The sequence below is a fragment of the Gordonia sp. SL306 genome (genome assembly GCF_026625785.1).
GTDB lineage: Bacteria > Actinomycetota > Actinomycetes > Mycobacteriales > Mycobacteriaceae > Gordonia.
The window spans coordinates 3484290-3496155 of sequence record NZ_CP113063.1; the positions used below are offsets into that span (position 1 = coordinate 3484290).

General features: G+C 63.6%; 12 protein-coding genes. 5 read left to right on the forward strand and 7 right to left on the reverse strand.

What is annotated here, in order from left to right:
* The first annotated feature begins 1 nt into the window (after position 1).
* Together OVA31_RS15940 and OVA31_RS15945 are read left to right on the forward strand one after the other, a co-directional pair.
* Positions 2-1174: an OB-fold domain-containing protein gene (locus OVA31_RS15940; RefSeq protein ID WP_267627584.1), complete on the forward strand. Its 1173-nt coding sequence runs from the start codon at positions 2-4 to the stop codon at positions 1172-1174.
* Positions 1171-2334: a thiolase C-terminal domain-containing protein gene (locus OVA31_RS15945; protein ID WP_267627585.1), complete on the forward strand. Its 1164-nt coding sequence runs from the start codon at positions 1171-1173 to the stop codon at positions 2332-2334. The genes OVA31_RS15940 and OVA31_RS15945 overlap by 4 nt, the downstream gene beginning before the upstream one ends.
* A 63-nt stretch (positions 2335-2397) precedes the next feature.
* Here OVA31_RS15945 and OVA31_RS15950 read toward each other — a convergent pair whose 3' ends face one another.
* The 6 genes from OVA31_RS15950 to OVA31_RS15975 all read right to left on the reverse strand — a co-directional run bounded on the left by OVA31_RS15950 (position 2398) and on the right by OVA31_RS15975 (position 9036).
* Positions 2398-2967 carry a hypothetical protein gene (locus tag OVA31_RS15950; RefSeq protein ID WP_267627586.1) on the reverse strand — a complete coding sequence of 190 codons (570 nt, stop codon included), beginning with the start codon at positions 2965-2967 and terminating at the stop codon, positions 2398-2400.
* 69 nt (positions 2968-3036) lie between these two features.
* The gene (locus OVA31_RS15955; RefSeq protein ID WP_267627587.1) at positions 3037-4491 is read right to left on the reverse strand and encodes an aldehyde dehydrogenase family protein; all 1455 of its coding nucleotides are present in this window, start codon (positions 4489-4491) and stop codon (positions 3037-3039) included.
* A 9-nt stretch (positions 4492-4500) separates the two neighbouring features.
* Complete coding sequence (locus OVA31_RS15960; RefSeq protein WP_267627588.1) at positions 4501-5781, reverse strand: cytochrome P450; 1281 nt, start codon at positions 5779-5781, stop codon at positions 4501-4503.
* 85 nt (positions 5782-5866) lie between these two features.
* On the reverse strand, positions 5867-7339 hold the full coding sequence (locus OVA31_RS15965; RefSeq protein ID WP_267627589.1) for an aldehyde dehydrogenase family protein: 1473 nt from the start codon (positions 7337-7339) through the stop codon (positions 5867-5869).
* 34 nt (positions 7340-7373) lie between these two features.
* Complete coding sequence (locus tag OVA31_RS15970; RefSeq protein ID WP_267627590.1) at positions 7374-8207, reverse strand: mycofactocin-coupled SDR family oxidoreductase; 834 nt, start codon at positions 8205-8207, stop codon at positions 7374-7376.
* Positions 8208-8280: 73 nt separating this feature from the next.
* The gene (locus OVA31_RS15975) at positions 8281-9036 is read right to left on the reverse strand and encodes a carboxymuconolactone decarboxylase family protein (RefSeq protein WP_267627591.1); all 756 of its coding nucleotides are present in this window, start codon (positions 9034-9036) and stop codon (positions 8281-8283) included.
* A gap of 68 nt (positions 9037-9104) precedes the next feature.
* Here OVA31_RS15975 and OVA31_RS15980 point away from each other — a divergent pair, with 68 nt between their 5' ends.
* The 3 genes from OVA31_RS15980 (at position 9105) to OVA31_RS15990 (ending at position 11081) form a co-directional block, all read left to right on the forward strand.
* Positions 9105-9767 (forward strand): TetR/AcrR family transcriptional regulator, encoded by a 663-nt coding sequence (locus OVA31_RS15980; protein WP_267627592.1) that lies wholly within the window; start codon positions 9105-9107, stop codon positions 9765-9767.
* 225 nt (positions 9768-9992) lie between these two features.
* Positions 9993-10829 (forward strand): mycofactocin-coupled SDR family oxidoreductase, encoded by an 837-nt coding sequence (locus OVA31_RS15985; RefSeq protein WP_267627593.1) that lies wholly within the window; start codon positions 9993-9995, stop codon positions 10827-10829.
* A gap of 21 nt (positions 10830-10850) precedes the next feature.
* Complete coding sequence (locus OVA31_RS15990) at positions 10851-11081, forward strand: ferredoxin (RefSeq protein ID WP_267627594.1); 231 nt, start codon at positions 10851-10853, stop codon at positions 11079-11081.
* A 63-nt stretch (positions 11082-11144) separates the two neighbouring features.
* Here the strand turns inward: OVA31_RS15990 and OVA31_RS15995 are convergent, their stop codons facing one another.
* A complete protein-coding gene (locus OVA31_RS15995; RefSeq protein ID WP_267631561.1) occupies positions 11145-11783 on the reverse strand; it encodes an FMN-binding negative transcriptional regulator in 639 nt (212 codons plus the stop codon).
* Positions 11784-11866: the final 83 nt, after the last annotated feature.

An 11866-nucleotide genomic window follows, 5' to 3' on the forward strand; every position in this document is an offset into this window, starting at 1 on the left:
GATGCCGAACATCACCTCCATCGGAACCTATCTCCCGTGTTGGGGTGTCGTCGACCACCGAGTCGCCGGTGACGACGAGGACGCCATCACCTTGGCCGTGGAGGCCGGGCGGGCCGCACTGAGTGGTGGTGCTTCGGTGGACTCGGTGGTGCTGGTCAGCCGCGATCTGCCGCTCACGGACAGCAGTAACGCGGCGGTCCTGTTGGCGGGCCTCGACCTGGACCCGGAACTCGAGGTCACCGAGCGCCTCGGTGGTGCGCCGGCGACGCTGGACGCGCTGAGCTCGGCCCGGTCGCGCACGCTGGTGATCGGTGTCGATCTCGAACCTGCCGGTGCCGCAGCGGTGTTGACCGCCGATCGTGGCCTCAATGTGCGGACCAGCGCACGGGTGGCGCGGAGCCTGCCGGTGCGTACCCGCAACACCACCGGAGCCGTCCACGACTACGGCGATCCGCGATTGCTGCATGACCGCGGGCTGGTCGCGTCGTTGGCGGCGTCGTGGCTGGACAAGCCGACCGTCGTGGCCGGCGTCGACCGCAAGGCGGCCGCGCGGCTTGCCGAGGTCGATGCGGAGGTCCCGACGATGGGCGCGAGCTCGGGTCTGTTCGCCTTGGCGGCGATGGCCGAGCAGGAACTGTCGGGCAGTCTCGTCGCCGTCGAGCAGGCCAGTCTGTCGGGGATCTCAGTCGCCGCAGCTCCGGTCGCCGTGTACCGGCGCGACCTGGCGCCACGTTCGAAATCGGAGGAACCGGTGGCGTCGGACGACGAACTCCGTATCTCGCTGGCCGCGTACGAGCGGGCCTTCGAGGCCAAGGTGCGGTGGGAGGCCGGGAAGTTCACCGACAGCGAGGTGCTCGATTTTCCGCCGCGCTATCACGTGGGCACCGACGGCGCCCTGCGTACCGACTACGAACTCGTCCCGTTGCCTCGGGCCGGCGTCGTGTATTCAGAGGCGACCGTGCATGTTCCGGTGCCGGGCCTGCCATCGCCCTACTCTCTCGTCCTCGTCGAACTCGACGACGTGGGCGTCCGCGCTTTGGTGAAGGTGGCCGGAGCGCACGTGGGACTGGTTGGCATCGGCGATCGGGGCAGGCTCGTACTGCGCCGCCTGGCCATCCGATCCGGCGTGCCCGACTACGGATACGCCTTCGAGCCCGAAGAGGTGGCAGCATGAGGAAGGTCGCGGTCGTCGGGGCCGGAATGACCCCGTTCGCGGAGCATTTCGCGCTCGGTGTGAAGGATCTCGTCCCGATGGCGTTCGCGGATTGCGTTGCATCGGTGGACAAGGGGATCGACAAGCACGACATCGAGGCCGCGTGGTTCGGCGCGGTGGGTGCGACGGATGGTTTCGCATCGGGCATCGTGGCCGACTCCCTCGGCATCGACGGGATCCCGGTGACCCGGGTGGAGAACTCGTGTGCCACCGGCAACGACGCGATCCGCAACGCGGTGTACGCCATCGGGTCGGGTGCGGTGGACGTGGCCCTGGTCGCCGGCGCCGACAAGCTGCGCGAGACCGCGTCGAAGAACGTCGTCTGGGAGTGGGAGGCGATCTCGCGCGACATGGCGTGGGAGTACCCGCTTGGCCTCGTCGCCCCGGCCGGGGTGGCCCTGCACGTCAACCGGTACTTTCACGAATCGCCCGCCACCCGGGAACATCTGGCCATGGTCGCGGTCAAGAACCATCGCCACGGCGCCAACAACCCCAAGGCCAGGCTGCAGTTCGAGATCACCGCAGAGCAAGCGCTTTCGGCGCCAACGGTGGTGGAACCGTTCAGCGTCTACGACTGCGCCCCGCTGAGCGACGGCGCCGCCGCGATGATCCTGGTGTCCGAGGACATCGCCGACCGCTACACCAGCCGTCCCGTATGGGTGGCCGGGGTGGGCCTCGGGCTGGATTCGATGATGCACCAGCACAAGACCGACCTGACGACCTTCCCCGCGACAGTGCGGGCCGCGCAGCGGGCGTTCGCCATGGCCGGTGTCACCCCGGCCGACGTCGACGTCGCCGAGGTCCATGACTTCTTCACCGGCATCGAACTCATCAGTTATGAGGATCTGGGCTTCGCCAACCGGTTCGAAGGTTACAAGCTCCTCGAATCGGGCGACACCACGATCGGGGGCTCCCTTCCGGTGAACACCAGTGGGGGTCTGAAGTCCAAGGGGCATCCGCCGGGTGCGACCGGCATCGGCCAGTGTGTCGAACTGTTCGAACAGCTTCGGGGTTCGGCGGTGAACCAGGTCGACGGAGCACGGATAGGATTGGCGCACAATGTGGGTGGGCCTACATCGGTTGCAGCCGTCACGATTCTGAGCCAGGACCCTCGGCTGTGACACGCGCACGGCGGAGTCCGACGCGGCGTCGATGTAGTGACTGGTGCGCCTCGATGGGGCACATCACTCCGGTAGCGCCTGCGTGAACCTGAAATACTCAACTGCCGCAACCGGGTCTCCGGGCAGACCGGCCGCCCGCAATGCCCGACGTTTGAATGCGAGCGCGGCGTTGCTGACTCTGTGCTCGTCCGGCGCTGAGCCGACCTCGAGGGCTTCCGGGTACTGACTGCCCCACAGCCGGACATCTGCTCGGCGAGCGCGGAGCGCTGCGGCGGCGGCTCTCTGGAACCTTTCGTCGGCGTGGCACAGGTCGGCAGAGATCGCCAGTGACTGCGGCCACTGCGTCCACGTGCACAGGGCGTGGGAAGGCCGCAGATCCAACACGCGCGTCCCCAGTATCTCCAGCGGCACCGTGGACGCGCCGCGATCGAGGATGTGGACGCTGACGTCCCAACCTGCCATCGCGTGATCGAAAAGCCATCCGCCACAGAACTCGACGACCTCTGAGGGGGTTGTCGCCATCACTGTCAGGCGGTAGCGCAGGTGATTCCGCCGCGAGCTCGCGCGCTCACGAGCGACCTCGCGTGCTTCCACGGCGGATGGATCGGGGTGGTCTTGGGTGAGAAGGGTCATCGCGGTGTCCATTCACTGAGCTGACGGCAAGGGCTCTGTCGCATTTCATTCTGAGGTCGGGTGAGATGCTCACAGTTGCGTGTACACGGTCTTGGTCTGTAGATAGCTCTCGACGCCATCTCGACCCCACTCATGGCCCCAACCCGATTGCTTGTAGCCGCCGAATGGCATCGAATGGTCGAACACCATCTGGCAGTTGAGGGTCACGGTGCCGGCCTGGAGCCGTTTCGCCAGACGATGACCGCGCGCGATGTCCTTGGTCCATGCCGTCGCAGCAAGCCCGTAGTCGGAATCGTTCGCGAGGGCGACGACCTCCTCGTCGTCGTCGAAGGGCAGGACTGCCACGACCGGACCGAAGATCTCTTGCTGGTACAGCGCCATCGAGGGGTGTACGTCGGTCACAACGGTGGGATGAACGAAGTAGCCCCGGCGGTCGAGGCGTTCACCGCCGGTGACGACCTCGACGCCGTTGCGCTTGCCGTCGTCGACGAATCCCATCACCCGGTTCAGCTGTTTCTCGCTGATGAGTGGTCCGATGAGGCTGTCCTCCTCGTCTGGACCGCCGAGCCTGACGCCGTTGGCGACCATCGAGATACCCTCGAGAACTTGCTCATACACGTTCCGCTGCACAAAGATGCGCGAGCCGCAGATGCATCCCTGACCGGAGTGGATGAAGATGCCCATTGCGGCCATGGTGACCGCGGTCTCCAGATCGGCGTCATCATAGATGAGAACAGGCGACTTGCCACCGAGCTCGAGCATGACCCGCTTGAGGTTCCCGGCGGACGCCGCGACGATCTGCTTGCCCACCTCCGTGGAACCGGTGAACGCGACCTTCTCCACGTCTGGATGCTCGGTCAGTGCCTTGCCCGCCGTGTGGCCGTAACCGGTCACCATGTTCACCACGCCATCGGGCACACCTGCTTCGGCGAGAATCTGCTCCAGCAGGATCGCCGACAGCGGTGTCTCCTCGGCAGGCTTCGCGATCATGCTGCAGCCGGCGGCCAATGCAGGCCCCAGCTTGGCGGCGGCGTTGAACATCGGCCCGTTCCACGGAAAGATCAGGCCGACCACGCCGTATGGCTCTTTGAGCGTGTACGCGTGCATGTTCGAGTACGCACCTGTGATCCCACCGGTCTGCTGCACGTCGTGGGCGATCCCGTTGAGCTTGGTGCACCAGCCCCCGTAGTAGCGGAAGATCTCCGCGCTGGTGCCCATGATCGACCTGGCCTGGTCGTAGTTCATGCCGGTATTCAGTGAATCCAGCGCCGCGAGCTCGTCGGCTCGCTCATCGATGCGGTCGGCGATCCGCCACATGATCTTTGCCCGCTCGCTGCCGGGAAGTTCACTCCACGAGCCGGATTCGAACGACTTCCGGGCGCGGGCGACCGCTTCGTCCACCGCTGTTGCTCCGCCGTCGACGAACTCGACGATCGGCTCCTCGGTGACGGGATTGATGATCGGGATGGTGTCGCCGTGACCCGGCCGGCTACGCAGCTCGTCCAGGATGTAGTCCACAGTCATTGTCCCGGCTCACTTCGTCTCGTCGAACTCGATGTGCAGATCGGTGAGCCCGCGCAGCAAGAACGTGGGTTCGTAGGTGAAGTTGCGTTCACCGGACGGTCCGTGGACGGATTCGTCGATCCTGATGTTGGTCATCCGATCGAGCAGTCGGTTGATCGTCACCCTTCCCTCGACCCTCGCCAGCGGAGCCCCGGCGCAGGTGTGAATACCTCGACCGAAGGTGATGTGTTCGCGGACATTCTCTCGGTCGATTCGGAACTCGTTGGGATCGTCGAACTTTCGGGGGTCCCGATTGGCGGCCCCGAGGCAGAGCATGATGATGGTGCCGGCCGGAATGTCTACTCCGCCGAGGGTGGTCGACCGACGCGTGAGTCGGAAGTCCACCTTGGTGGGACTCTCCATGCGCAGCGCTTCTTCGATGAACGGGACGATCAGCTTCCGATTCGCGCGGAGTTCCGCCTGGAGGTCGGGCCTCTCGCAGAGGATGAGGAGCGCGGAGCTGAGCAGTTTGGTCACTGTTTCCTGACCGGCGGCGAACAGGAAGGTGGCAGGTCGTGCTACCTCGATCACGGGCGGGACCGAACCGTCCGGGTAGGTTGCCGAAGCAAGCCCGCCGAGTACGTCGCCGCGAGGATGTTCGCGCCGGTCCGTGATGTACCCGGAGAAGAGATCGTCGAGGTACTGCAGAGGGTTGCTGCCGACAGGTTCGTGATCGAGGGCCCCGACGCGGCTGCCCGGAGCGTTGCCTGCGCCCAGATTGCGACGGACCTCGTCCCGGTCGCCTTCCGGGACGCCAAGGAGATCGGCGATGGCGAGCGTGGCGAACGGTTTACCGAAGTCTCCGAGGAACTCACAGCGCTTGCGTGCGATGAACTCGTCGATCTGGCGGTCGGCGAGGACCCACACGAAGTCCTCGTTCTCCTGAAGGCGCCGCGGCGTCAGCAGGCGCAATAGCAGCGATCGAGCCTTCTGATGTTCGGGCGGATCCATCGTGACCATGTGCTCGAAAATGGGGAACTCGTGTCGATGGGCCTCGATCAGATCGGTGATGTCGTCGCCGACCGGCTGGAAGGGAAGCGGTGGGAACGGTCCGCCGATGGCGTTGACTGCGGAGAACGAGTCGGTGTCCTTGAACACCTCTTGGGCTTCTTGATAGCCGGTGACCGCGATGACGTTCTGGTGGGGTTCTTGCGTCACCGGTCCGATACTGCGCAAATGGTCCCAGTATTCGTAGGGGTCTTGTGACACTCCGGCGTCGGAGAAGTAGTCGACCGTCGTGGGGTTGGACATCGTTTCAGTCCTTTCGAGGTACCGAGAATAGGAAGATGTGAACTGTTGCTCGTGGCTGCGCATTGCCCGTGCGGAGCGGTTCGAGTCAGAGCCCGATGCGGGTGTTCTTGATCTGCTGAAACTCCTGGAGTCCTTCGACGCCGCCGGCTCGACCGGTGCCGCTCTTCTTGAAGCCCCCGTACGGTCCTTGGGGCGAGATGTCACTGTTGCGGTTGATCCACACGGACCCGGACTGAAGCGCACGGGAAAAACGATGGGCCCGTGGGAGGTTCATCGTCTGCACGTAGGCGTTGAGACCGTAGTCGCTGTCGTTTGCCAGTGCTAGTGCCTCCGATTCGTCACCGAACCGAGTGACGGAGACGACCGGCCCGAAGATCTCGGTGGTCGCGAGCGGAGAACGATTGTCGACGTCAGTGAACACGGTCGGCTCGATGTAGTAGCCGTCGCTGAACTCTCCACCCACTCGCCGGCCGCCCGTGGTGAGCGTTCCGTGCCGGCCGTGCACAGCTTGGTCGATGACGCCGAGGATGCGATTCATCGCGGGCTCGCTGACCACCGGACCCACCATGACGTCCGGATCGAAGGGGTCCCCGATCTTGGCTGCCGCCAGGACCGCCAGGAAGCGTTGCATGAACTCGTCGTAGGCCTCGTTCTGCACGAAGATCCGACTCGCGCACGCGCAGCTCTGACCCGATTGCCCCAGGGGCCCTTGCCATGCGGCCAGAATGGCGGCCTGGTCCAGGTCGGCGTCAGCGAAGATGATGTTCGCGGATTTGCCGCCGAGTTCGGTCGCCACCGGGGTCAGGTTTGCCGCGGCTGTGGTCAACACCTGCCGCGCGGTCGCACCTCCGCCGGTGAAGTGGATCTTCCCGAGCCCAGGATGAGCCACGAGCGAGCGGCCGCCTTCGGCATCGGATGGCAGCACGTTGACCAGACCGGGCGGCAACCCGGCCTCCACACAGATCTCGCCGAACCGTAGTGCGCTGAACGGTGACAACTCCGAGGGCTTCAGGATGACAGCGTTGCCGGCCGCCAATGCCGGCGCGACGTTGAGACCGACGACAACCATCGGCCCGTTCCACGGAGCGATCACCCCGATCACACCGTAAGGCTCTCGATCGATGATGTTGAGATCGTGCTTGCCCGAGACCTCTGAGGTCTGACCGTGCGCTTTGTCGACGTGTCCGGCGTAGTAGCGGATGAAGCTCTCGGCGAGCATGGTGTGTCCCGGTGCGGTCCGCATGGGCACGGCAAAATCGTGGATGCTCAGTCGGCCCAGGGCGTCGATGTTCTCGTGCACGGCGTCGGCCAGATCGAACATGATGTCGCGTCGTCGGCCGATCGGCAGGGATGCCCATTCGCGTTGGGCCTCTGCGCCACTCGTCACCGCATGGTCGATCTCCTCGGGACCGGCGAGAGTGATCGTCGCGTTGGGCCGGCCCGTCGCCGGGTAGATGTGCTCATGTTCGATCGCCGACGATCCGGCGACCCAATCACCACCTATCAACAGTTCGGTGGGTAGCGCATCGGTGTTCTCGGTCTTGGCCGCGGTCGTCATGGACAGCCTCTCACGTGGTTGACGGTGGAGAGATTCATCGCACGGTGAAACCGGCGTCGAGAGCCCACTGGGTGCCGGTGATGAACTTTGCCTGATCGGAGACGAGATAAGCGACGGCGTTGGCCACGTCCTCCGCTTCCAGCATCTGAATCGGCAATGCGTTCTGCATGCCGGAGATCGTGTTTGCCCCGCCCTTGGCCGCCTCGGCCATCAGTTTCTGCATCGCATCGTTCATGGTCATCCCGCTCGCAACGCCGGTCGGGTGAATCGTGTTCACCCTGATCCATTCCGGTGCAAGGTAATTGGCGAGTCCTTGCATCAATGCGACAACGCCTCGTTTGGCGGAGGCATAGGCATTTCCGCTCGCGTTGATGGATGCGGAGGCCTTGATCCCGGCAGACGAACTCGTGATCACGATCGACCCCCCACGCCCGCCGTCCCTCATCGCGGGCAGAGCGGCACGAATGGTGTGGAAGACACCCGTCAGGTTCGTGTCGATGACATCGTTCCACTCGGCGAGGAAGTTCGTCGGATCCTCCGGTCCCATCTTGATGATTCCGGCATTCGCCACGATGATGTCGACGCGACCGAACTCGTCGTATCCCTCCTGGAAAGCGGTCGACAGCCCGGCGAAGTCTCGCACGTCCGCCTTCCGCGCGATGACGCGACGACCCTCCTTCTCGACGAGTCGCGCGGTCTCTTCGAGGTCCTCTTGAGAGGCATTCGGATACGTCATCGACGCGACGTTCTCGCAGATGTCGACGGCAATGACGTCTGCCCCATCTTGGGCGAGACGGATCGCATGCGCGCGACCTTGGCCCCGCCCTGCACCGGTGATGAAAGCCACGCGGCCTTCAAGTCCTGACATGTTGCTGAATCCCATCTTTCGGTTGGATGCGGCCCGCGCGGACATCAAGCAGTCGCGCTCGCGAGCGAGGTGGTCATGGTTGCAACCGCGCCCATGCCTCCTCACTGGCGCCGTGGAGGGCTTCGGCCTTGGCGAAGCCGGAATAGGCTGCGAGCTGGAGAACCACTTCGTCCATCTCGGGTTTCGTGATGTCGCCGGATTCGAGCGCCGAGCCCGTGTGTGAATGCAAAGGTGTCAACGAATCACAGACCGCCACCGAGGCGACGGTGATGAACCTGCGGTCCCGCCGAGTGAGTGCTGGTCGTTGCCAGACATGGCCGAAGACGAAGTTCAGGATGCCCGCATGTATGTACGGCGTCTCCGGGCGCGGTGCGTCGATCAAGTTCACCTCGACGAATTCCCGTGTGCCGTCGGCAATTCTGGAGTCCCAGTCGTTCAATCCCAGACTGGCGTTGTCCGGTGGTGCCACTGTGCCGGTTCCGCCGCTCGCGCGGTCGATCGTTGCCCATGTGCGTCGGATCACGCCTTCGAGATGGGAGGCCTTGGGCCACCCGTTGTAGACGGCGAAATGAAGGACGAACTCCAACATCTCGTCGATGCTGATGTCACCGCTGGCGAGAGCATCCTGGACTTGATCGTCGATCGGCTTGTGGGCATCAGCCGCACCGACGCACGTCAAGGTCACCCAGCGGCGCTCACGCCGTCCCAAACCGGGGCGGGACCACACCTGGTCGTGGAGCCAGCCCTGTTTCGCCTGTTCGAAAGGGGTTTCGTGGGCTCGTGCATTGGTGTTTCGTGCAGTGATGTAACCCGCCGAAGACTGGGACATGTGACCTACCTCTCAAACGTGTGGACTGAACATTAAGGCAATCGACCTAATTTGTCTATGGTTTGATTATGTCTATGCAGACGGAAGTGCGATCCGCCAAAGAGCGGCTGATACTGACCGCTGAGCGGCTCTACGCGCTCCATGGTCTCGATGGAGTCCCGTTGCGGCAGATTGCAATTGAGGCAGGAACAGCGAACAAGTCCGCTGTCCAGTACCACTTCGGGTCCAAAGATGCGCTGGTGACGGCGGTGCTGGCCAATCGGGTAGATGATCTCGACCGTCGGCGCGGACTGCTGTACGCGCGGGCGGATCTCCGGGATGTCCGAGCCGTTGTCGAGGCTCAGCACCTGCCGCTCATCGAGCTCGGCGAGGATCAGATGTGCTACTACCTGGAGTTCATCGAGCAGCTCGAACGCAAGTCGCATCCGTTCCACGAGCTGCCTCCTGCGAATCGACTGACCGAGCAGGCCTATTACGACCGTGTCGGCGCATTGTTGGGGTCTGTGCCAGTGGAGTTACGTGAGCTTCGTATCAAACAGGCGACCGCAGCGTGCCTGCACATCTGCACAGACCGCCGACGCACAAGAGAACTCGGCGAGGCGGTGCCGCCGTACGCGGTGCATGTGAGTCAGCTCCTCGACAGTCTGGTGGGCCTGCTCACGCTCGAACCGTCACGGGAGACGACGGCTGCTCTCGAGGTGTGGTCGGGTCAGAAGGTCGGCCGAACGTAGCCGACAGACGAATCAATGTGTTTGCTGTGTAAGGGAGTTCGTATGGGTGCCACGGAATACGCTCAGTGCCAGACGATCTCGGTCGAGAGGCCATTGACAGTGCGATGTTACTCGTGCCACACTCCGACTCGAGTGTTCGGTATCTGACCCGAGCGCCGCGACCCGACTGCAGCCGGGCGCAATTCACCTATCCACTCTGGATTTCCTGAGAAAGTTGGTAGATCAATGGCTGGTCGTATGGAGGGCAAGGTTGCCTTTGTCACGGGCGCCGCCCGTGGGCAGGGGCGTAGTCACGCGGTGCGATTGGCTGAGGAGGGAGCCGACATCATTGCGGTCGACATCTGTGGCCCGGTCACCGACGACACGTCGATTGCGGCGTCGACTCCGGAGGATCTCGCCGAGACGGTCGAACTGGTCAAAAGGCAGAACCGTCGGATCATTGCGACCCAGGCCGATGTCCGGGACTACGACGCGCTGAAGTCGGCTGTCGACGACGGGGTGGAGCAACTCGGACGCCTTGACGTGGTCGTAGCGAATGCAGGTATCGGGAACGGGGGCGAAACGCTCGACAAGACGAGCGAGTCCGACTGGCAGGACATGATCGACGTGAATCTTTCCGGTGTATGGAAATCCGTGAAAGCCACAGTTCCCCACTTGCAGTCGGCCGGCGGCGGATCTGTGGTCTTGACGAGTTCTGTGGGGGGAATGAAGGCATACCCGAACACCGGACACTACATCGCGGCCAAGCATGGGGTCATCGGATTGATGCGGAGTTTCGCCGTCGAACTGGGGGCCCAGTCGATCCGGGTCAACTCGGTCCTTCCGACGAACGTCAACACACCGATGTTCATGAACGAAGGGACGATGAAGATGTTCCGACCGGATCTCGAGAACCCGGGTCCGGATGATCTCAAGGTGGTTGCACAGATGATGCATGTGCTGCCGACAGGATGGGTCGAGCCTCGTGACATCAGTAACGCGGTGCTGTTTCTCGCCTCCGATGAGGCACGCTTCGTCACCGGTCTTGCTATGGCCGTGGACGCCGGCAGCCTGCTCAAGTAGTAATCCCTCAGGAGGTTGTCGATGGCGAACGAACACGGCCACGGGGACGGTGGCGCGACCACCGGACCGCGGGTGGAGGTCGACACATTGCTGTGTGAAGGTCACGGGCTATGCGCTGTACTTGCGCCTGATGTCTTCGAGGTCGGTGATGACGATGTCGCGGTGTGGGAGCGACACCCGCCGGAGGACTCGCGTGGTGTTGTCGAGGCGGCAGTGAGTGCATGTCCGCGACAGGCGATCACCCTCAGCTGATCACTACCGACCGGTGCGGCGCCACCGGCATGGTCGTCCCGTTCGACTACTTGACCCTGGCGTTCAGAGTGACTGTCCTGCAGTGTAGTTGCTCACTGCGTCGGCAAGTTGACGGTCGGAGAAGTCACCGGAACTCGCGAGCCCATCGACGACACTTACCTGGTTGCATTCGGGCTGGTTCTGCGACATCTTGGCTTTGCCCTCCCACCGGGTGATGGTGAGTTCCAGACCTACGATTGCTTTGAGTTGGCCGGCGACGAAGTCGGCGGGTGCGTCGGTGACGGCCCATGGCATATCACGACTCTGCTCGTGACGGTCGCTGAGGGCCGAAACATGGTCGAGCAGCCAGTCGGGGTCGTCGTGGACGCGAAGGGCGCCGTAGACGTTGATGGTCTCGTAATTCCAGGTCGGGACCACCTTGCCCGTCTCGGCTTTGGTCGCATAGAGCGACGGTGAGATGTATCCATCGATGCCGGTGAAGATCGCGACCGACTCGGCTGCAGACTCGAGAGTGACCCGCCAGTGGGGGTTGGCGCGGGCCATGTGCGCCACGAGTACATTGCGGGCGGGGTCGTAGATCATCGGCATCGGGGTGATCGCGAGTCCGTCGTCACCAGGCGTGATCAGGTGTGCCATCCCGGCGCTCCCGAGAGCGGTCGCGATCGCCTCGTCGGACAGTTCGAATTTGCGCGGGATGTACATTGCCGTCGGCTCCATTCATCTGAGAGACCTCGCACTCGGTACCGGTGAATACACGCCACGGTAGCAATGAGTAGTTGGCCGTA

Excerpts from the sequence above, each read along its gene's own strand:
- OVA31_RS15960 (WP_267627588.1), bottom strand. The coding sequence starts at position 5,781 with ATGTCCAACCCCACGACGGTCGACTACTTCTCCGACGCCGGAGTGTCA.
- OVA31_RS15950 (WP_267627586.1), bottom strand. The coding sequence starts at position 2,967 with ATGACCCTTCTCACCCAAGACCACCCCGATCCATCCGCCGTGGAAGCA.
- OVA31_RS15955 (WP_267627587.1), bottom strand. The coding sequence starts at position 4,491 with ATGACTGTGGACTACATCCTGGACGAGCTGCGTAGCCGGCCGGGTCAC.
- OVA31_RS15995 (WP_267631561.1), bottom strand. The coding sequence starts at position 11,783 with ATGTACATCCCGCGCAAATTCGAACTGTCCGACGAGGCGATCGCGACC.
- OVA31_RS15990 (WP_267627594.1), top strand. The coding sequence starts at position 10,851 with ATGGCGAACGAACACGGCCACGGGGACGGTGGCGCGACCACCGGACCG.
- OVA31_RS15980 (WP_267627592.1), top strand. The coding sequence starts at position 9,105 with ATGTCTATGCAGACGGAAGTGCGATCCGCCAAAGAGCGGCTGATACTG.
- OVA31_RS15965 (WP_267627589.1), bottom strand. The coding sequence starts at position 7,339 with ATGACGACCGCGGCCAAGACCGAGAACACCGATGCGCTACCCACCGAA.
- OVA31_RS15985 (WP_267627593.1), top strand. The coding sequence starts at position 9,993 with ATGGCTGGTCGTATGGAGGGCAAGGTTGCCTTTGTCACGGGCGCCGCC.
- OVA31_RS15940 (WP_267627584.1), top strand. The coding sequence starts at position 2 with ATGCCGAACATCACCTCCATCGGAACCTATCTCCCGTGTTGGGGTGTC.
- OVA31_RS15975 (WP_267627591.1), bottom strand. The coding sequence starts at position 9,036 with ATGTCCCAGTCTTCGGCGGGTTACATCACTGCACGAAACACCAATGCA.
- OVA31_RS15945 (WP_267627585.1), top strand. The coding sequence starts at position 1,171 with ATGAGGAAGGTCGCGGTCGTCGGGGCCGGAATGACCCCGTTCGCGGAG.
- OVA31_RS15970 (WP_267627590.1), bottom strand. The coding sequence starts at position 8,207 with ATGTCAGGACTTGAAGGCCGCGTGGCTTTCATCACCGGTGCAGGGCGG.